Source organism: Rheinheimera sp. B2H12 (genome assembly GCF_059620065.1).
Genome location: NZ_CM184363.1, coordinates 2,070,912 through 2,090,698, shown reverse-complemented (window position 1 = coordinate 2,090,698; position 19,787 = coordinate 2,070,912). Strand labels below are relative to the sequence as shown.

Annotated in this window: 16 protein-coding genes; 3 read left to right on the top strand and 13 right to left on the bottom strand. The window is 50.7% G+C overall.

Annotated elements, in window-relative coordinates; translation table 11 throughout:
- Nucleotides 1-9: 9 nt before the first annotated feature.
- From AC53GJ_RS09115 to AC53GJ_RS09070, 10 genes are all read right to left on the bottom strand, one after another.
- Nucleotides 10-504, bottom strand: a complete 495-nt coding sequence (locus AC53GJ_RS09115) for a nuclear transport factor 2 family protein (protein ID WP_496732366.1) — start codon at nucleotides 502-504, stop codon at nucleotides 10-12.
- Nucleotides 491-1,957: a deoxyribodipyrimidine photo-lyase gene (gene phrB, locus AC53GJ_RS09110; RefSeq protein WP_496732365.1), complete on the bottom strand. Its 1,467-nt coding sequence runs from the start codon at nucleotides 1,955-1,957 to the stop codon at nucleotides 491-493. The genes AC53GJ_RS09115 and phrB overlap by 14 nt, the downstream gene beginning before the upstream one ends.
- Nucleotides 1,954-2,895 carry a YbgA family protein gene (locus AC53GJ_RS09105; protein ID WP_496732364.1) on the bottom strand — a complete coding sequence of 314 codons (942 nt, stop codon included), beginning with the start codon at nucleotides 2,893-2,895 and terminating at the stop codon, nucleotides 1,954-1,956. The genes phrB and AC53GJ_RS09105 overlap by 4 nt, the downstream gene beginning before the upstream one ends.
- Nucleotides 2,896-3,056: 161 nt before the next feature.
- Entirely contained in the window at nucleotides 3,057-4,526 is a 1,470-nt protein-coding gene (locus AC53GJ_RS09100) for a cytochrome P450 (RefSeq protein WP_496732363.1), read from the bottom strand.
- A 2-nt stretch (nucleotides 4,527-4,528) separates the two neighbouring features.
- A complete protein-coding gene (locus AC53GJ_RS09095; protein ID WP_496732362.1) occupies nucleotides 4,529-5,131 on the bottom strand; it encodes a chorismate--pyruvate lyase family protein in 603 nt (200 codons plus the stop codon).
- Between the two features lie 379 nt (nucleotides 5,132-5,510).
- On the bottom strand, nucleotides 5,511-7,079 hold the full coding sequence (locus tag AC53GJ_RS09090) for a flavin-containing monooxygenase (RefSeq protein WP_496732361.1): 1,569 nt from the start codon (nucleotides 7,077-7,079) through the stop codon (nucleotides 5,511-5,513).
- 54 nt (nucleotides 7,080-7,133) lie between these two features.
- Nucleotides 7,134-8,642 (bottom strand): amino acid adenylation domain-containing protein, encoded by a 1,509-nt coding sequence (locus AC53GJ_RS09085; protein ID WP_496732360.1) that lies wholly within the window; start codon nucleotides 8,640-8,642, stop codon nucleotides 7,134-7,136.
- A complete protein-coding gene (locus tag AC53GJ_RS09080; RefSeq protein ID WP_496732359.1) occupies nucleotides 8,639-9,778 on the bottom strand; it encodes an acyl-CoA dehydrogenase family protein in 1,140 nt (379 codons plus the stop codon). Before AC53GJ_RS09080 ends, AC53GJ_RS09085 begins: the two co-directional genes overlap by 4 nt.
- Nucleotides 9,779-9,839: 61 nt before the next feature.
- Entirely contained in the window at nucleotides 9,840-11,093 is a 1,254-nt protein-coding gene (locus tag AC53GJ_RS09075) for an NAD(P)/FAD-dependent oxidoreductase (RefSeq protein WP_496732358.1), read from the bottom strand.
- The gene (locus AC53GJ_RS09070; protein WP_496732357.1) at nucleotides 11,090-12,166 is read right to left on the bottom strand and encodes an alpha/beta fold hydrolase; all 1,077 of its coding nucleotides are present in this window, start codon (nucleotides 12,164-12,166) and stop codon (nucleotides 11,090-11,092) included. Before AC53GJ_RS09070 ends, AC53GJ_RS09075 begins: the two co-directional genes overlap by 4 nt.
- A 256-nt stretch (nucleotides 12,167-12,422) precedes the next feature.
- Here AC53GJ_RS09070 and AC53GJ_RS09065 point away from each other — a divergent pair, with 256 nt between their 5' ends.
- Genes AC53GJ_RS09065 through AC53GJ_RS09055 form a run of 3 tightly spaced genes read left to right on the top strand, consistent with a single transcriptional unit; the run spans nucleotide 12,423 to nucleotide 14,588 of the window.
- Nucleotides 12,423-13,013, top strand: coding sequence for a carboxymuconolactone decarboxylase family protein (locus AC53GJ_RS09065; protein ID WP_496732356.1), 591 nt, complete (start codon nucleotides 12,423-12,425; stop codon nucleotides 13,011-13,013).
- A gap of 11 nt (nucleotides 13,014-13,024) precedes the next feature.
- Nucleotides 13,025-13,345, top strand: coding sequence for a 2Fe-2S iron-sulfur cluster-binding protein (locus tag AC53GJ_RS09060; protein ID WP_496732355.1), 321 nt, complete (start codon nucleotides 13,025-13,027; stop codon nucleotides 13,343-13,345).
- Between the two features lie 13 nt (nucleotides 13,346-13,358).
- Nucleotides 13,359-14,588: an NAD(P)/FAD-dependent oxidoreductase gene (locus AC53GJ_RS09055; RefSeq protein WP_496732354.1), complete on the top strand. Its 1,230-nt coding sequence runs from the start codon at nucleotides 13,359-13,361 to the stop codon at nucleotides 14,586-14,588.
- Between the two features lie 59 nt (nucleotides 14,589-14,647).
- Here AC53GJ_RS09055 and AC53GJ_RS09050 read toward each other — a convergent pair whose 3' ends face one another.
- The 3 genes from AC53GJ_RS09050 to AC53GJ_RS09040 are packed head-to-tail and all read right to left on the bottom strand — an operon-like array spanning nucleotide 14,648 to nucleotide 19,756.
- Nucleotides 14,648-17,779, bottom strand: a complete 3,132-nt coding sequence (locus AC53GJ_RS09050; RefSeq protein WP_496732353.1) for an efflux RND transporter permease subunit — start codon at nucleotides 17,777-17,779, stop codon at nucleotides 14,648-14,650.
- Nucleotides 17,779-19,137 carry an efflux RND transporter periplasmic adaptor subunit gene (locus tag AC53GJ_RS09045; protein ID WP_496732352.1) on the bottom strand — a complete coding sequence of 453 codons (1,359 nt, stop codon included), beginning with the start codon at nucleotides 19,135-19,137 and terminating at the stop codon, nucleotides 17,779-17,781. Before AC53GJ_RS09045 ends, AC53GJ_RS09050 begins: the two co-directional genes overlap by 1 nt.
- Nucleotides 19,112-19,756 (bottom strand): TetR/AcrR family transcriptional regulator, encoded by a 645-nt coding sequence (locus AC53GJ_RS09040; protein WP_496732351.1) that lies wholly within the window; start codon nucleotides 19,754-19,756, stop codon nucleotides 19,112-19,114. Before AC53GJ_RS09040 ends, AC53GJ_RS09045 begins: the two co-directional genes overlap by 26 nt.
- Nucleotides 19,757-19,787 lie beyond the last annotated feature (31 nt).

Below are 19,787 nucleotides of genomic sequence, written 5' to 3'. Positions count from 1 at the left end.
CAAATTCCCCTAAGCCTGCGCCATTTTTTGTTTAATTTTACCGGTCAGCCACGCCACCACCGGCACATGCTGATACACCATTTGGGTTAAATCATAATAATCCCGGTGATAAAGAATACGTCCATCCTGATGCCAGTGTAATTCAGTACAGCCATCAACTTTGATTAATGCGCCGCTAGCGATGGCTTGATGCGAAAATTGCATCTGCCAACTGACAAAACCCTGCAACTGCTGGCCGGCCATGGCATGGGCAACAAAAGTACAACTCTCCAGTCTGGCATAAGCATGGGCAAAGTACTGTTGCAGGGCTTCCAGGCCATTGATTTGATGCACAGGATCAATAAAACATACCTCTGGATGATACAGCTGCGCCAGCACAGATAAATCCTGCGCCGACAAGCTATTATAAAAACTGACAAAATTTTCCAGCCGTTGCAGCGCAGGGCTGACATCCGGCGGCGTTGCGGGTTGAGGCTGAACCTCATCTTCATTAGGGTGCAGCATCAAATAAATCCCCTGAGTCTGGCTGAACTTGTTTCACCGCTTTAAACATCGCCAGCGTCAGCAGTCTTGCCTTGGCGTGATCAACCACAGGCTTGGCATAACGCACCGACAATGGCAACGGGTGTGGCCAGTGGATCTGTTTTTTGTTTAGTCCAGAGAGCTCCGGCACTAGCAAGCGGATAAAATCACCATTTGGATCAAATCTTTCGCTTTGTGTTACCGGATTAAAGATGCGGAAATAAGGCGCCGCGTCTGTCCCCGTTGATGCTGCCCACTGCCAGCCACCATTGTTGGCGGCAAAATCGCCATCAATCAGCTTTGACATAAAATAAGCCTCACCCCAGCGCCAATCAATTTGCAAATCTTTCACCAGAAAACTGGCCACAATCATCCGCAGCCGGTTGTGCATCCAACCGGTTTGATTCAGCTGCCGCATCGCGGCATCAACAATCGGATAACCCGTGTTGCCATCGCACCAGGCCTGAAACCATGTTGGATTATTGCCCCAGACAATAGCGGCAGTATCTTGCTGAAACGGCTGATGTTTAATCAAATCCGGGTAAGCAACCAGAATATGTTTATAAAACTCCCGCCAAATCAGCTCTGATAACCAGACCGCAGCGCCGGATTTGTCCTGCCATAAACTATCACCGGCTTCCAGTTGCAGCCTGGCGATGGCCTGTTGGGCGGAGATGACGCCAATCACCAGATAAGCGGATAAACCTGAGGTACCTGGCTTAGCCGGAAAATCACGTGCCTGGTGGTAATCCTGCACCCGCTCCCGGCAAAAACTGCGCAACTGTTGCAAAACTTGTTGCTCTGCCACCGGATAAGCCAAGGATGACTGATCGCCATCCTGCATCGGCAGCAGAGTGGCAGGCATCGGCAACACGAGTTCTGCCTGCGCTGTCGGTTTGGCAAAACATTGCACGCCAAACTGACGGAATTTCTCCAGCCAGGTCCGTTTAAAGGGGGTAAAGACTTTGTACACATCGCCGGTTTTACTCAGCACAGTGCCTGGCGCGAACCGACATTGGCTATCCAGCCAATGACAACTAACGGCATGGCGGGATAGTTGTTGCTCGACCTGCTGATCGCGGCGCTGCTCTCGCAATTCGTATTCACGCTGGGCAAACAGATATTGAGCGCCAAGCGCTGCCACTGTGCTGACAATGGCAGCACAACCACGATAATCAGTGCCTTCAACTTGCCAGAGTGGAATGGCAAATTCGGCCAGTTCCTGCGCTAACTGCCGCACCCGGCGCCTGATCAAATCTTGTTTAATGGCTGCCATCTGATGTTGTTGCCAGCTGTCAGGCGTAGCGATAAATAACACCAGCACCGGCAAGCCGGTCTGCTGCGCCTGATACAAGGCAGCATTATCATGCAAGCGCAAATCATTGCGCAGCCAAACCAGCGCAAAACCACGCTGGGCAGTTGAAAGTTGGGTCATGCTCTTAATCCAAGTTCAGCCGGAAATGGCTGCAAATAGCGTTGTGCCGCCAGGTATTGATGCGGAAAAGTCCGTAAATGATGTTTTAATAAGGTCAGTGGCGCTAATAACGGCGCATGCCCTAACCGATACTGATGGATGAGCTCCAATAGTTCTTGTTTAGCAGCGGCCGACAACATTTTTTTGAAAAAGCCCTGCAAATGCATCAAAACATTGGCATGTTGTTTACGCGTGGCCTGTTGCTGTAATGCCTGCATCAATTCCAGCAGATAACGCTGTGCCAACTCAGCCGGCGCAAACAATTTAGCCTGCGCCACCAGACGCCCCAAACTGCGATAGGCCACCGGATGATGCGCCATAATTAAAAATTTATACTGGCTGTGGAACTGCACTAATTTACCAATACTAAAACCGCCCGCCAGCAATTGCTGCCAGGCTGCCAGGGTGTAAACCCGGGTAATAAAATTTTCCCGCAGCGCCGGATCCAATAAACGGCCATCTTCTTCCACCGGTAACCAGGGATAATGCTGCATCAATTGCCGGGTGAAGATGCCAATGCCTTGTTTACCAAGCAAAGCGCCATTCGGATCGGTTAACCGAACCCGCTCCATGCCACAACTGGGCGATTTGGCACAGACAATATATCCCGACAACTGTTGTAACTGCGGTAACACCTGCGCGGTAAAATGATGCATTTGTTCGGTAAAATCGATGCGATTATCCTTGCTGTTGACCAGCCGGATCTCACCATCGCTATTTTGTTGTAGCCGGATGGCAGGACGGGGCGCCGGCATCCCAATTGCCTGTTCCGGGCAAAGCGGCACAAACTCGACAAATTTCGCCAGCATTTCACTACAAAATACCGAATTTTTATGACCACCGTCATAACGGACTTTTTCGCCTAACACACAGGCACTGATACCAATTTGAATCGTCATAGTTTAATGTTGATCACAGACGTGGATACAATGCTTTACAGTCTCACACTGAAGCTGGATCAGTCCAGGTCGTTATTTTTTTCGCCCCTTGCTTCGTTACAACATCATCAGGCTGGCCTCATCAGACACAGCCCGCCACATGCGGGCTGCTTGCACCTTGTTTAGCGGGCTTTTGCAATCAGTTCCACTCTGGCCGGGACCAGAAAAACACCTGAAATCGCCCGCAGATCTGTCGTACTGCCAGTTGGCAGACTGAACTCAAATTGATGAACTAACTGGGTGAACAGGGTATGAATAATAAATTTACCAAAGTTCTCACCCAAACAACGACGCTGACCCAGACCAAATGGAAAGGCTTTGCCCTGCTGTTTTTTACTTAATTCGCCATTTTCATCCAGAAAACGTGCCGGATTAAACTCTTCAGGGTCGAGCCATAACGCCGGATCCCTGGTCATACTGTAGTTACTCATGACAAAAGCTGTTCCTTTTGCAATGCTGTAACCGGCCAGTTCAGTATCGGCACTGGCGGCATAATTGGCCGCAGGCATAGCGGTAATTGAGCAATGCCGTAACACTTCGCTCAGGAATGCCTGGGTATAGGGTAAATCGGCTTTATGCTGAGCCTGTGGGATTTGCTCACGACCAACCACCCGATCCAGTTCTTGTTGCACCAGTTGCTGATAATGCGGATAGGCAGCCAGATACAACAGCGCCCAGCGCATGGCAAAAGCACCAACCCCACCGCCTGCACCAGCCACCTGCGTCAATGAGCCCACCAGTATTTCGCGATCACCAATGCCGGTTTCTGCTTTACTCTGTGCCGGAATTTGCTGGTTCGCTGCCAGCAAATAGTCAGTTAAATCACGGAAATGGCCAGGCTGAAAACTGGCCTGGCGACGCTCGACATTCATACTGACATAGGCATCCAGGCCGTTGAGATTGGTACTGAACTTTTCAATCGCCTCACCATAACGGGCCTGATAATCAGCCTGTTCAGCAGCATCTAGCAGCTCATAGCGGGTGCTGTTAATAAAACCATTTGGCAACCAACTCAGACTTTTTTCATCAAAGAATCGTTTCTCATCCGGACCAAACCGCTCATCAAACATCACTTTATGTAAAAAACTGGCCAACTTCACTGACACTTCCCGGTTTGGGTCAAACACCACTTCCCCCTGCGCACGCCACACCGCGACAATGTCATTGATTTCCGTGGTCATCCAATCTTCCACCTCCTGCCAACGGCTACTGAAGTAATCCCTCATGGCTTCGGCAAACACTTTGCGGTGCAACGCCCAGGCCGGACCGGCTTCCAGCTCCAGAAAGTGTTTTTGTGGCGAAATTTTTAAAATATCGAAATCTGCCCTGATATTAAAAATATGGCTCTGATTCACCAGCGCTTCTTTAATCAGATGGTACTCAGTCAGCACCACTAAGGGCCCTTTGCTGGTTTCAACCGCATAAATATTGCCATATTTTTTTGCCAGCCGGCTGATGGTCAGATGAAAATCATCTTCCCACATAAAGGCATGCGCATCAGCGGATTGTTGCCTCAGTAGCGGTAACTGTCGCGCTTGTGTGCTTGCTGGGACTACCGCCGGGTTCAGAGTAGCAGTTGCTGAATTCATCATGGTTAAACTCCGCTTAATAGTGAAGGGATTGCTGTGTTGGAGGTCAATTGCTGCGTACTGCGAAACCAGGCAATCGGAAATTTTTCCGTGATCCGGAAGATTTTTTTACCCTGTGAATAAACAAAATAAGTGCGATATAACAGCAGTTCAGCCGGTAAAATACCGAACTTCAGCGCCAGGGCATCCGCTGGTTCAAAGCCCCAACTGGCCATGGTTTTATAGGTCTCAACCCGGTATTTTTCCCAGGCACGGCCGATTGGCATTCTGGTGTCCAGCAGAGCGCGAGAGAAATTAACCTGCAAATGATCATGAAACACCAGCGAGTCGGCATATAAATACGGGATCCCGCTGTCGACACCATTCAGAGTCACAATCCGGCGCTGACAGCGCTCGCTGCTGCTATCTTCCAGGCAAGGTGCTGGCTCGCTTTCAAACAGCTTGTGTACTTGCAGGCTTTCGCCTACCAACTGCTCGATGAGTTGGGTGACAGTGCCATCATTGGCCAATATAATGCGCTGCAACTGCGTCAGCTGATGGTCAGTCCAGGCTGAACTTTGCAGACCAAGCCGCAAGTTTTGCTGGTTATGCTGATTCAGGATAATCATAACGTTCCTTATCGGTCATATGCCGCTGGTCAATCGCCTGACCAGCCACCACAGCAAGTGCATCACTAGAGCACCGATCAGTTCAAAAAGCGAGCAGCAGAGCTGACGGAAAAACTCGCAGGCAAGGCGGGCAAAGTGAGCAATAGTCATTCTATTGCTCACTTTGCCCAACGCCGGATGCGTGTTTTTCCGGCGCTCCCGCAGGGCCGGGGCAAAATATCCTCATACGGCGTTAAATTCCTTCGGTTTAGTTCACTAAACCTTCAGAAATTTGCCTTGTCTGAGTCCTATTTTGCCCACGGCTGCTACCGCTTTTTTAAACTGTTCGGTGCTCTAGAGCACCTGCCATCGCAACGAAACTACTTAACCCGAGTTCAGGTTACTTACTCAGTTGCCTCAGGCCATCCAACCGCAACCAGGACAACAGCTTTTGTCCGAGCAAGGCACATTCAAAATACAGGATCCGTGGCCAGGAACTGATATTAGGGAAACCCAGTAAAAAACGCCGAGCCGATTCCGTCATTTTCTCTGGCCCATCCAGCCGATATTGCACAGCAAACTGTGGGTTATGCAGCAATTTGACTCTTAAGATTGGGTCCTGCAGCAGACCAGGAATTTTTGGCATACAGCCAACCAATTGCGCTATGGAGTCCATGTAATGGCAATAATTGACCAGTGATGGCACATGCGGCGTGATCTTATATTCGGTCTGCCAGTGTCTGGTGTCATGTCTGATAATGTCGTGCATTGCTGTCACTGCAGGTAAGCTGGCAGCGCCACTGCCCAACATTGCCAGATAACGGCATTGCATTTCGGCAATCACCGGGATGCCCCCTTGCTGTGGCCGGACAAAACCAACAAAAGCCAGACTGGCACCTACTTCAGGGATGAACATTTGTTTATATAAATCACGCATATTGTGCACTGGTAACTGCAGAAACGGGAATTTCAGCTGATAACCGGTACAAAACACCACAGCATCAATCTGGTGCCGGCTGCCATCCTGAAACAGGACTGCATCTTGCTCAAATCTGGCAATACCACCAATATTCGGCAGTACTTTGCCCTCGGCGATGGGTTTAAACAGGCGCTCATTTTTAGTCACCGCCTGATGGTAGGAAGGGCCGGATTTTTTCAGCCATTCGCCCCGGATCCGCAAATGGTCATTCCGGCTTTGGATGTATTTTTTAAAAATGCCTTTGGTAATTCCACCGTGATAACGATGCGGTAATTTATTGACGATGCGCGAAGTCAGCCAGGAAGTGTCAATGGTGAAATAGGGATCTTCCTGAAACGCCATATAACGTGGTGCCACCGCCGGATAACGCCGTAACGACAGTAGACACTGACTGGCCACCTCGGAGATTTCTGATGTAATGTCGGCAGAACTTTCGCCCAGACCCACACACAGCACTTTTTTATCTTTAAACTGCATTTTGTCGCGATAGTCATTGGAATGCACCACCTCACCAGTAAACTGCGCCAGCCCTTCGATGTCTGGCAATTTTGGCGTCTGGAAATGACCCGAACAGACGACCACCATCTCTGCCAGCTCTTCATGCTCACCGCTTAAATCACGATAACGAATACGCCAGCCCTGCTCAGGAGCCTGTAAATCGCCACTGACAGGCTCCACTTGCAACACTTCATGACCATAACGAATATGCGCTGCCAGCTTAAAATGCCGGATGTAATCCCCAAGATATTGCAGGTATTCTTTTTTCGACCAGAATTTCAGTTTTTGTTGCTCCGGCAGAAAATCAGAATAAGCCATGAAATAGTTAGAAATAGTCAGGTACAAGTCTTCGTAAATTTTTTTATCGGCGAAGACACCGCCAAAATTTTCAGCTTTCTCCAGGCACAACACCTGATGACCTGCGGCGGTCAGTTGCCGGACCGCCGCAATACCGGATAAACCGGCACCAATGACGACAATTTTTTTATTCATATCCTCTCCTCGCAGCGTCGGCAGCCGACACTGACTTGATGTAAGTGACGGCTGTCAGAGCATCTGCTGATCCAGCAAAGCCTGACGGGATAATTTGCCATTGCGATTGCGCGGCAATGCCGCAGCGATATGCACCTGATCGGGCAACATATATTTCGGCAACCAGCGGGCACAGTGCAGTTTCAGCGCCAGTAAAGTCGGAGCCTCGCCATCGGTAGCCACATAAGCATGAAGTTTTTGATCCTCTCCCAGCAGCACCAGACACTCCCGTATGACCGGGTGCAAATAAATTACCCGCTCAACTTCTGCCAGATGCACGCGGTAGCCGCGCACTTTGACCTGATGATCCTGCCGACCGACGAACACAATGTCGCCATTGGCATCCTGGTATCCAATGTCGCCGGTGTTGTAATCGGCATCACTGCGGACGGCACAGCCCCAATACCGGCTGAACACACTGGGGCCACAGACCGTAATAAAACCATGCTGGCCAGCGAGCACCGCTGTGCCATCCTCAGCCAGAATACGGATAACCGCACCACTGGCTGGCTGGCCGACCGGTAACAGCGACGGCACTTCTGCCGGCACCTGATATGCGATACAGACATTGGTTTCAGTCGGTCCGTAAAAGTTGTACAAGGCCACCTGCGGTAACGCCGCGCGCAAGCGCTTCAGCGCTTTCATCTCAAAAGGCTCACCGGCAAAAATAATATGGCGTAAGCTACTCACTTTACTGGAGAAATCAGCCACCTGGTCCACCATCAGCGCCAAAGCTGTCGGGACTGAATACCAGATAGTTAACTGATGCCGGGCAATAAAACCGGCCAGTTGTTCCGGCAGATAACTGACCATTTCCGGCACCAGATAAAGACTGGCGCCAGTCACAAGTGACAGATAAATATCCAGCACAGATAAATCAAAATGCCAGGGCGCATGATTGGCAAACCGATCAGAAATCTGCGGCTGCAAGCATTGTTGTGACCACAGAATAAAAGCTAAAGCATTGCGATGGCTGATACAAACCCCTTTGGGCAGACCCGTCGAGCCTGAGGTATAGAGAATGTAAGCCAGCGCGTCCTCATCTTGTGCTAACGGCGGCTGAAAACGACTGCTATCGAATTTGTCCAGTTGCTGCCAGGTCAGCACATCAGCCGGGTATTGTTGTTGTGGCTGGCTGTCAAGTAACAGATAAGTCAGCCCAGTCAGCCCGCTGGCCAGACACTGGCGATAACGGGCTTCAGTGGTGATCAGCAGCCGCATTTGACAATCGCTGACAATACTGCTGACCCGGCCCGGCGGATTCAGCGGGTCAATTGGGACATAACAACCCCCGACAGCCGATACCGCCAGCATAGCAGCCAGCGCCCGACAGGACTTATCCAGCCACAAACCGATCCTGTCTGTGCTTTGCAGCTTTTGATCCTGCAACAACAGCGCAATCCTGGCACGACAGGCCGTAAGTTCAGCATAGGTGTAGCTTTCACTGGCATCGGTCACTGCCAGCATGGCAGGCGCGGCCAACTGACAGCCCTGCAGAAAAATATGTTCCAGCCGCGTCATCATAAGCCCAACCTGTGGCAAATTAATTCCCGTTGAATATCGGAAGTACCGGAGAAGAGAACAGATCCCATAGCATCACGCAGACTCTGGTCGAGCTGACTTTCCTGCATATAGCCCAGGGCTCCATGAATACGGATCTTATCCAGCCCCGACTGGACAAAAGCTTCGCTGATCGCCAGCTTGCTTGACGCCACCGCTTTGGTATTATCGACTTGTTGCGATTTTTGCCAGGCGGCAAAATACAACAACAATCTGGCACTTTGCAGTCGCACCTCCATATCAGCGATCCGGTGTGACACCGCCTGAAACTTGCCGATAGTTTTCCCCCCTTGCTGACGTAAATTGGCGTACTGGATACATTGCTCCAGATCCCGTTGCATCACGCCGACAAACAGAGCAAATAAACAACAACGCTCCCAATCCATTGAACCGGCAAAAATCCGTGCTCCCTGCCCTTCCTCGCCAAGCAGGAAATCACGATGCACCCGCACATCATCGAAATACACCTGATTGAGTGGCGCTGAATGTAACCCCAATTTCTGATATGGCAGACCAACCTGGATCCCCGGCGAATTGGCGGGTACCAGCAAAGCGGTCTGACCTAAATAGCCAAAAGCTTTATTGGTGGTGGCATACACCAAAAAATAATCGGCCACACTGCCGTTGGTGACATAAGACTTAATGCCGTTGACAACGTAATAGTCGCCATCCCGCACCGCAGTGGTCGCAAGCTTGGAAATATCAGAGCCAGCTTCGGCTTCGGACATGGCATTGGCTGCAATCCATTCACCACTGGCCAGTTGCGGCAATAACTGCTGCTTTAACTTTTCACTGCCATGCAGATAAAGAGGCATACAACAGGCGAAGGTATGAGCGGCCCCGGCAAACAGCAGACCAGTGTCAGCATAACCCTGACCAAAAGCTTCGAGTACCCGTACTGTTGTCAGAATGTCAAAGCCTGACCCTTTGGCGGCATAACGGCCGTCGATGGGTAAACCAAATAAACCGAACTCACCCAGGGCCTGCCAGGCTTGCCGCGGAAACTCAGCGGTATCCTGCGGCGCGGCCGACAAACTGCCGGCAAAGCTCAGCGCGTGTGCAAATAATTCCTGCTGCGCGTCACTCCATTGAAAATCCATGGTTCCTCCCTCTTTTGCAGTTAAGTGAGCCAGCTGACAGCAGCCGCTGGCGACCCTCTGATTACACCGCCATTGCCGGCTGGTACACCGTCTGTTTGGCGGCCAGTTGCTTACGGTCATATTCTTCAATGGCTTTGCGGAAAATCATCGGCGCTTTCCAGTCTTTACAATCGAAACAACAACCACCGAGCAAGCGGATCACTTCATCACGCAAATCCGGGTTCTGCATCTGATAACCGAAGAAAATTGGGTAGATCCAGAAATAACGGATCAGATCGGCAGCAATTTGTTGCCCGCCATTGCTCCAGTCGCGAAACGCATAAAACGGACTTTTCCACTGACCAGTACTAATAGCTTGCCCAATCGCTGCTGCGGCATGAATGCCTTCTTTGAGCGCAAAAGACACCCCGTAAGAAAAAATCGGGTCCAGAAAACGATGTGCATCGCCGATACAAAGCCAGCCGTCACCGACGAAAGGTTCGATACGGTAAGAAAAATCTGCCATCGACTCCGGCTTGCTCAGCCTGGTCGCATGGCTAAAACGCCGTTTCAGTTCCGGACTGATATGCTCCATCCCCCAGGCCATTGCATCTTCAGGATTGTTACACTCCTGGTAATACAGTTCTTTCGGGATCACAATGCCCAGACTGTCGACTGTCGGTGAAATAGGAATGATCCACGACCAGTGATACTGCTTGGAATACAAAATTGTGGTATTGGTTGAAAACGGTGGCAAATCACGTTCTGCCCCTTCAAAATGGGCAAATGAGGCTATTTGCTGGGAAAAAAACTCAATTTCGCGCTTGCCGGCAATACCTTTGCGTGACAAAAAAGTCTGCTGACCACTGGCATCAACCAGTACTTTGGAATAGACCTGAAACTCGGTATCGCCAACTTTATACACTGCACCCAGCACTTTGCCCTGCTGCTGGATCACATCTTTGACCAGACCCGTTTGATAGTGCACGCCATGTTCGATGGCTTTATTTTTCAGCAACTGGTCAAAATCACTGCGGCGGACTTGCCAGGTTGGAGCCAAAATAGGAATGAAAAATTCATTCCGTGATAACGAGCCAATCACATTCACCCCAGGCTTGGCCGGAAAGCCAGCCGCGTCCATCGCATCCGCCAGACCCAGATCCCTGATAATCTGGCCCGCATTCCCAGTCAGAGATTCACCGATGTGAAAACGAGGAAATTGCTCTTTTTCAATACATAACACGGACAAACCTTTTTTTCGGCACTCGATGCCACATAAAGTGCCGGCCGGACCACTGCCAATGATCACCACATCATAACTTGCTGCTGTATTCATGCTGTTGCCACCTGTGTTAAGAAGTCTTCAATCACCCACAAAAATTCCTCCGGACGTTCCGACGCGGAAAAGTGACCACAACGGGACAGTCGGGTGACCTGAGCATGAGGTAACAGAGCGGCAGCCTGCTCACTCCATTCTGGCGGAATGATCTGATCATGGTTACCGGCAATAAACAGGGTTGGCACTTTAATACCATCAAAGGTTTTGCTAATTGAACTGCGCGCTTGCTGATCTAAAAACTGATGATAGGCCGGTCGAGACAATACATCGTCCAGCAAGTTTTTCAGCGCCGCAGTCATCTTCGGCGGATGGTAATAGGCGGCTGCCAGAAATTGTTCCGGATTTTGTGCCATTTGTTGTAAATCACGCCACCAGCTGTCAACATCCTGAATCAGACCAAAGCCGGTACAAATCAGCGCTTTCACCCGTTCCGGATAACGGCGGGCAATTTCTGCCGCAATCATGGTACCGGCAGAATTGGCGACCAGCACCCATTCCTGTTCATGCAACGTGGCCAGATATTGCAGGGTGTATTCGACATGATCGACAAAAGTCGGCGCGGCTTTTTCACACTGACTGAGGCCAAAACCGGCTAAATCCAGTGCGACGGCATTATGACGCCCCTGTACTGAACGCAGTAACGACGACCAGGCCGTAGACGGGTTGCCCAGTGCTGGCAACAAAATCCATAACGGGCCTTCACCTTTGACCCTGAGCACATGTTGCGCAAAGCCACTGCCGGCCGGTACCAACTGACTTTCAATGCCATAGCTCTGCTGTAATCGGACCAGCCGATCCAGCTCAGAAACCTGCGGTTGTGCCAGTAACTCCGGAGTCACACTCTGCGTCTGGATGAACTCAGTCAGGGTGCGCAGATTTTCAAAATGTACCGGCGTGATGCCATACTCGGGGATTTTCACCCCAAATTGCTGGTCAATATAGGCCAGCAAACGCACCATCGATAATGAATTCAGGATCCCTAACTCCAGCAACGGTGTATGTTGATCCAGATCTGGCGCTGCGCCTTCCAATAGATCCTTATTCACAAAATCAATTAATTGTTCAATCATCCCGGTTTCCCTATTCAGAAGTCAGTGCATGGTAGACATTGCTCAGGCTGCAATGACCTGGCACGTTTTTTCTCCGAAAAACTCACCACCATGAATGTTGGTAACGGCCTTCGGACTGCCTGCTCCAAGATAAGAAAAATTTGCCACGGCGGGCATGGTCCAACCGGACTAGTTGAATGACTACACTGGACTATGGGCAACCGGCAGCTAGACGCCTAGTTTAGAGTCGCGTTTACACAGCCTAAGGAACTGAACAATGCACACTGTAATGAACCATCTGGTCCGGCCGGTCCAGCGTGAGGATGTACCAGAATTGGAGGCGGTTTTTCTGTCGATCGAAAATAATCTGGGATTTATTCCGAACGGCATCATGACGATGGCGAAAAATCCGGCGCTGGCACAAGCTTTTGGCGGTTTGTTTAAATGCCTCAGCCAGTTTCATCATATTGGCGTTGAACTAAAGTGGGCTATTGCCACCATCAGCAGTAACGCCGCTGGCTGTCACTATTGCCAGGGACATTTTTCACATATTGCCAGTCGGTTGCAGGTCAATCGCAATAAAATCCTGGCTGCTTTTGAATTTGAAACCAGCAGCTATTACAGCGATCAAGAGCGCGCCGCATTACGTTTTGCTTTTGCCTGCAGCACCTCACCAGCTCACCTGAAAGCGGCACATTATCAGGAACTGGGGCAGTTTTATTCCGAACAGGCAGTCGTCGAAATCGCGGCAGTGATCGCGATTTGTGGTTTTCTCAATCGCTGGAATACCGCGATGGACAGCGAACTGGAAGCAGAACCGGCTGCATTGCTGGCAGAAATTCAGCAACTCAGTAAGTTTTCAGGCTAAGGAGAGCGCAGATGCCGACAATCACTTTTATTCAGGCCAACGGACAGTCGCATCAGGTAGAGGTGCCGATCGGTGCCTCGTTAATGCAAGCAGCCGTCAGTCACAGAGTGGCCGGTATTGAAGCTGAATGTGGTGGCTCTGGCAGTTGCGCCACCTGTCATTGTTATCTGGATCAACACTGGATGGACAAAGTGGCGGTTCCTGGCAACAACGAAAGCCAGTTGCTGGAGCTGGTTGTCGCGCCAAAACCATTCAGCCGGCTCAGTTGTCAGGTGATCGTTCAGGAACAACACCATGGCTTAACGGTTCACTTACCGGAATCCCAATATTAAAGAAGGTTAACTGATGCAAAGATGTATTATTATCGGTGGCGGCCATGCTGGCGCCCAGGCCGCATTTAGCCTGCGTCAGCAAGGCTGGCGCGGTGAAATCATCTTAATCGGCGCTGAACCAGAGTTGCCCTATCACCGACCGCCACTGTCCAAAGCGTTTTTGCTGGGTCAGCAAACTGAGTCTCAGTTGTTGATCCGGCCAGTGACCAGTTATCAGCAGGATTCAATCGATCTGCGGCTGCACTGTCAGGTGCTGCGGCTTGACCGCCAGCAGCGGCAAGTGTTCCTGGACTGTGGCACAGTCCTCAGTTATGACAAGCTGTTACTTTGTACTGGCAGTACGGTGCGGCGTCTACAAATTCCTGGCGCTGAGCTGGCCGGGGTTTGTTATCTGAAAACACTGGCAGACACCCGGCAGTTACAGCAGCAACTGAGCGGTTGCCGCCAGATTGGTTTGATTGGCGGTGGTTATGTTGGCATGGAACTGGCTGCTGCACTGCGAACTATGGGTTTTCAGATCAGCGTATTTGAACGGGAAAATCGCTTATTATCTCGGGTGACCTCGCCGCAGGTATCGGCATATTACCTGAAACTACATCAACAACATGGTGTGACTATCCATACCGGACAGCAGATCAGCGCTCTGACGGGTACTGACAGAGTCAACGGCATTACGACTGCAGATGGCCGGCATTATCCGGTTGATCTGGTAATTGCCGGTATTGGTACAACAGCGCAAACCCGACTGGCTGAACAAGCAGGCTTGACTGTGGCTGATGGTATTGTGGTAAACCACTGCGGCCAGACTTCAGATGTGGATATTTATGCGGCAGGTGATTGTACCCGGCAACTGGAATCGTTCAGCGGCAGCAATTGCCGGATTGAAGCCGTGGCAAATGCAAATGAACAGGCTAAAGCTGCTGCGACAGCTTTGTGTGGCCTGCCGGTCGCTCCGGCGGCACTGCCCTGGTTCTGGTCTGATCAATACGACAGCAAAATTCAGATTGCAGGTCTGAATCAGGGTTATCAGCAGGTGATTGTACGGGAACATCAGCCGGATCAAAGTTTTTCGGTCTGGTACCTGGCTGATGGCCGCATCCTAGCGGCTGATTGTATTAACGCCGCCAAAGATTTTATGCTGGCAAAACGTATCATTAGTGCAGGCCAGCAGATCCCTGCCCATATCCTCAGTGACCACCAGCAGGATTTACGCCACTGGTGTCAGCCATCGCAGCCAGCCTGAGCTTTTCAGTTCTGTCACACCACAGCTACAGTTCGCGGCGCTGTGGTGTTGTGCATTTGTTAAACTGCCCGCTGCTCCAGGCCATGCTCTGTGGTCTCAGAGGGGAGCACTGCGGTGAGTTGAAAATCAGCCAGAATGGTGTAAAGGCAAGGCAGTAATAACAGCACCAATAAAGTCGACGCCAGCAAACCAAACACCACGCTGGTGGCCAGTGGGATCAGAATTTGCGCTTGCACACTACTTTCAAACAACAGTGGTGTCATCCCGGCGATCGTGGTGACTGACGTCATGACAATGGCCCTGAATCTGTCATGGCTTGCTTTGGCGGCAGCTTCCGGCACCGGCATGCCCTGACTGACACTGGTTTTGACAAACTGTACCAGTAAAATCGAGTTATTCACCACAATCCCCGCCAGCGACACGAAGCCCATCAGCGATGGCATTGAGAAATGGATCCCCATCAGCACATGCCCGAACACCACGCCAATCAGGGCAAATGGGATAGCCACAATCACAATCAGCGGCTCGACATAGCTGCGAAATTGTAGTGCCAATAACAAAAAAATTGCCGCCAGTCCGGCCAAAAATGCCCGCCGGATCGACGCCTGCGTGATCGCGGCATTTTTCACTTCCCCTTCAATCTGATAACTGACCGTGGGGAATTGCTGGTTAAACTTTGACAACCAACTGCCCTCAATCGCTGTTAACACGGTTTTGGCAGTGGTGATACCAGCGTTCACATCGGCATACACCGACACGCTGGGCTGTTGATTAAAGCGGTGCAACACAGCAAATCCGCGGGTCTGGCGGACGTCGACCAGAGCAGATAACGGGATTGTCTGTTTAGTCAGCGGGTGAATAATCGGAAACTGCTCAAAATCAGCAAAATCATCCATACTCTGCCCAGCCAGCTTCACCACTATTTCATAAGCTTCGCGACCGGCATAAATATCTGCCACTTTATATCCCTGAAATGCTGCTCGCAGTTGGTTGGCAATCATGCCTGCATCAATGCCAAGTGACAAAGCACCACTTTTCAGCTGCAGGGTAAATTCCGGTTTACCGGGCCTGAGTGTCTGATGAATATTCAATACCCCTGAATAGCCTGCCAGCCAGCGACTGAACTCTTGCGCCGCCAGTTGCAATTGCGCGAGATCCGGCCCGGTAAAGCGCACATCAATAGCCCGGCCCTGCGGTCCGAGTCTGGGCTCGGTAAAATTCAGCGTGGCATTGGGCAAAGTGCCAACTGCCGCCTGCCAGTGCTGAATAAACTGCTGCAATTGGGTATGGCGCTGCTCGGCACTGAGTAAATCTACCGACAAATAAGCCAGATTGCTGCCCTGATCTTCTACATCAGGATTTTCACCAAACACCAAGGTCACTGCTTGCACTAATGGCTGGCTTTCTGACTGACTAAGCTGTTCACTGGTGGACATTAAAGCTTGCTGCACTTGTTGCATCAGCGCCTGGGTGGTCTGTAACGGCGTCCCGCCAGGCAACAATAATCGGGCCTGAACGACATCGCCATCAATATCAGGAAAAGCAGTAAACTTGAGCCGGCCAGAGGCAAGCAGACTGACAGAGAGCACAAACAAAGCAACGACTGCACCAGCCAGTAAATACCGATACTGGATCAGTTGGATGTTCAGATGATAAACACGGTCATTCCACCTGGCAAACTGCTGTTCAAAACTGGATCTCAACCAATCAACAGTGGCATTGACAGGCCGCTTTGGTGCGGACAAGGAGTCATGCAAATGCCTCGGCATAATCAGCAAAGCTTCCAGCAAGGAGACCAGCAGCAGCGGAATTAACACCATTGGGATGACCTTCAGCACCTGACCAAGGTCACCTTCAATAAAAATCAGTCCGACAAAAACACAGAGTGTGGTCAGGCAAGAAGACAGGATGCCGGGTAATACCACCAGCGTTCCATGCAGGACAGCACTTTGTAATGGCAGGCCACGACTGAGCTGCTGACCAATGGATTCGGCGATGACAATCGCATCATCCATCAGAATACCCAGCGCCAGCAGCAGTGCCACCATCGACAGCATATTAATCGTAATGCCAAATTGCAGCATCAGGAAAAAACTGGCGGCAAAGGCGACGGGTAATCCCATCACTACCCAAAAGGTATACCGCAATGAAAAGAATAACCACACCACCAGAAACACCAGAAACAGTCCCTGCCAGGCATTGGTTAACAGTAACTGGATCCTGTCCTGCACTATTGAAGTATTATTATTGGTTATCGAAAGCGTGATGCCGTGCGGTAAGCTTTGCCGCAACAACGCCAGTACCTGTTCAGTCGCAGCAAGGACTTTCAGACTATCCTGCTCGGTATTTTTGCGGATCACCAGCACAGCGGCCGCTTTGCCCTGATAAAAAATAAGTGCGTCATCGCGCTCAAACCCATCCTGGATTTGGGCTAGCTGCGCCAGTTGCAGCTCATTACCGGCACTACCGCTGAGGATCCGCAGTCGACCCAGTCCCTGGACATCGCGTTGTTCGTCAGTGAGCCGAATTTGAGTATCGCTCAGCGGTGTCTGAATCACCCCAAGCGGCAATTCAATATTTTGCTGGCGTAGTTGCTGCGCTAACGCCGGTAGACTTAAGTCATATTGCCGCATGGTCTGCTGAGTGGGACGGATCTGTAACTGATGCGCTGAAAAATCTTTGATATCTACCAGCGAAATGTCCTGATGGCGGAGCAATTCGGCTTTTACCCGCTGCGCTAACGCTTTGAGTGCAACCCGATCCAGTTCGGCCGCGACGGCCACAGAGACCACCTCCTGGGTCCGGCCACGCTCAGTTATCGTCCACTGTTCGGCTTCAGGGGGTAAATCATCAATACTATCCAGCGCATTTTTTACATCTGTGGTAAAACGTGAAAAGTCACCAGATTCGCTCATTTTCACCGTCATCACGGCCAGATTTTGTCGCGCCATACATTGTTGTTCTTGCAAAAAGCTGATGCCATCCAGCGCATTCTCTAGACTGAGACAGACTTTTTGCAGAATATTTTCTGGGGTTGCCCCCGGATACGGCACCCGGATATCCAACTGATAGCTCTGGATCTGTGGCAGCGTTTCCCGATTGATGCGAGGCAAACTGACCAGCCCAAGCACCAGTAATAACAGCATCAATAAATTGGCTGCCGTTGGATGGCTGATAAAGTACCTGATCATCAGTAGGCTCCAATCCAGTGCCGTAACTGTGCAGCGGTGGTCTGATCCGGAGTTAACTCTAGTGGTTGGCCCGGCAATGCCGGCTGTTGTACTGTGGTCAGCATTTTTCGACCTGCCAGCGATAGATCGGTACTAAGGGCCAGTTGCTGTTGCAACAACAGTGATCCTAATGGATACGGCTGGATCTGGTCAGTTTCGTCAGCCAACAGGATCTGTTGATTGATCAGCAAGTGTCGTGGTATTGCAACAAAAGAACCGGCTTTACCCAACAAATCAAGCTGTACTTTCATTCCGGTAAGTAGGGGCGGTTTTTTACCGCGCTGCATAGTCTGATAACTGTTAGAAATACTGGCCACCACCCCGACCGTCTGACTGCGTGGATCCAGTTCATCCTGGATCCGGACTATACTGGCTTCCCAGACTGCGCTGTCATCCCCCAGCAGGGTGACTCTGGCGCTGACGCCCTGACGGGCAAAATAAGCTTCTAATCCTTGCTCTGACAACTGAGCAAAATCAGGATTATCAGTAAACAGGCCAACAAACTGCTGGAACTGACGGTAATCAAACTGCGCATTAATCAGCACTTGTTCAATGCCGGCAACACTGAATAATGCCATGCCCGGTGTCACCCACTGCTCTTTTTCGACCGCGACCTGGGCAATACGGCCACTGAAAGGTAATCTGACCACTGTCCTGGCTAAATCAAGTTCAGCCTTTTGTACATCAGTTTTCGCCTGATGCTGCCTTGCCAGCAGTGCTTTGCGCTGCAGCGGAAATAAGCTTTGCCGGTTAGTCAGTCGCTGTAATTCCTGCTGCTGGATCAGCACAACTTGCTGCGCTTGTGCCAATGCTGAAGCAGACAGATTCTGTTGTTTGCGTAAGGCTGCCAGTCGGGCTTGCTCAGCTTGCGCAATCGCTAATTGATGCTGACTTAATGCGACATCCAACTGATGATTGTTTATTTCGGTGTCATGCGCAGCAAGCTCGACTTCTGCCGTAATCAATGCAGACTGCGCTTTAGCGAGCCGCAGTTGATACTCGGCATCATCAATCTGCAGCAGCACAGTGCCCGCATTTAATAGCTCGCCTTTTTTTAGTCGCGGATGCCGAAACACCACTTTTCCACTCACTTCAGCCAGGCTATTTAGTAACTTTTCGGGGCTAGCCTGACCAAAACCACTGAGCAATGGTCGGATTTGCTGGCTGTTTAGTTCGATATAACTGGCCGGGCTGGCTTGCTGACGCAAATCCTGGTGCGAGATACCCGGCTGCGACAATATCAGGCAAAGTGCGCAAAAGACCCCTGACAATAATACCAGCGGAAAGTTTTTCTTAGCCTGGAAGTTCCAGTGCATCAAGATCAGACTCCTTAAATCCATTTAAAAAATGATGGTACAGGTCCCTAGTCCACTGCTGACCAAACAGCTCATCATCTGCCAATTGCCAACCATGTTGTCGGACAGCCCGAAACACAAAAGGTGACACCAGACTGGTCACCAGATGAAACGCTGCCAGCCTGGCGCGATGCAGATCGACAATGCCTGTTTCCTGCATAATCAGTCTGGGTAAAAATTTTGATACTCTGGCCGGAAAAGCTGCCAGAAAAGCCTCTGCCAGCGGCGTCGTTTTTGCGAGCACTTCCTGACTGAGCAAATGGACAAAGCCTGGTCGGGTTTGCAGTAAAGCGCCGAATGCTTCAATAAACTTCAACACCGGTCGGGGTTCAGTCCGCAATTGCTCAAACATCAGAAAGTGCTCGTCAGCAATCTGGTTCAGCAACGCAATAAACAAACCTTCTTTATTGCCAAAGTAATATTTAATCATCGCCGGATTAATATTCGACAAAGCACCAATATCGCGGATCGCAATCTGGCTGTAGGCATTCTCATCCAATAACTGTTGTGCTGCTTTTATTAACCTGGTCTTCTGAATTGCTTGTTTGTCCGGATCTGCCGGACGCCCGCGCTGTTTCATCATGGTTTCCACTCGGGCGAACTCCTCTTACTGC

Excerpts from the sequence above, each read along its gene's own strand:
- AC53GJ_RS09115 (WP_496732366.1), bottom strand. The coding sequence starts at position 504 with ATGCTGCACCCTAATGAAGATGAGGTTCAGCCTCAACCCGCAACGCCG.
- phrB (WP_496732365.1), bottom strand. The coding sequence starts at position 1,957 with ATGACCCAACTTTCAACTGCCCAGCGTGGTTTTGCGCTGGTTTGGCTG.
- AC53GJ_RS09105 (WP_496732364.1), bottom strand. The coding sequence starts at position 2,895 with ATGACGATTCAAATTGGTATCAGTGCCTGTGTGTTAGGCGAAAAAGTC.
- AC53GJ_RS09100 (WP_496732363.1), bottom strand. The coding sequence starts at position 4,526 with ATGATGAATTCAGCAACTGCTACTCTGAACCCGGCGGTAGTCCCAGCA.
- AC53GJ_RS09095 (WP_496732362.1), bottom strand. The coding sequence starts at position 5,131 with ATGATTATCCTGAATCAGCATAACCAGCAAAACTTGCGGCTTGGTCTG.
- AC53GJ_RS09090 (WP_496732361.1), bottom strand. The coding sequence starts at position 7,079 with ATGAATAAAAAAATTGTCGTCATTGGTGCCGGTTTATCCGGTATTGCG.
- AC53GJ_RS09085 (WP_496732360.1), bottom strand. The coding sequence starts at position 8,642 with ATGATGACGCGGCTGGAACATATTTTTCTGCAGGGCTGTCAGTTGGCC.
- AC53GJ_RS09080 (WP_496732359.1), bottom strand. The coding sequence starts at position 9,778 with ATGGATTTTCAATGGAGTGACGCGCAGCAGGAATTATTTGCACACGCG.
- AC53GJ_RS09075 (WP_496732358.1), bottom strand. The coding sequence starts at position 11,093 with ATGAATACAGCAGCAAGTTATGATGTGGTGATCATTGGCAGTGGTCCG.
- AC53GJ_RS09070 (WP_496732357.1), bottom strand. The coding sequence starts at position 12,166 with ATGATTGAACAATTAATTGATTTTGTGAATAAGGATCTATTGGAAGGC.
- AC53GJ_RS09065 (WP_496732356.1), top strand. The coding sequence starts at position 12,423 with ATGCACACTGTAATGAACCATCTGGTCCGGCCGGTCCAGCGTGAGGAT.
- AC53GJ_RS09060 (WP_496732355.1), top strand. The coding sequence starts at position 13,025 with ATGCCGACAATCACTTTTATTCAGGCCAACGGACAGTCGCATCAGGTA.
- AC53GJ_RS09055 (WP_496732354.1), top strand. The coding sequence starts at position 13,359 with ATGCAAAGATGTATTATTATCGGTGGCGGCCATGCTGGCGCCCAGGCC.
- AC53GJ_RS09050 (WP_496732353.1), bottom strand. The coding sequence starts at position 17,779 with ATGATCAGGTACTTTATCAGCCATCCAACGGCAGCCAATTTATTGATG.
- AC53GJ_RS09040 (WP_496732351.1), bottom strand. The coding sequence starts at position 19,756 with ATGATGAAACAGCGCGGGCGTCCGGCAGATCCGGACAAACAAGCAATT.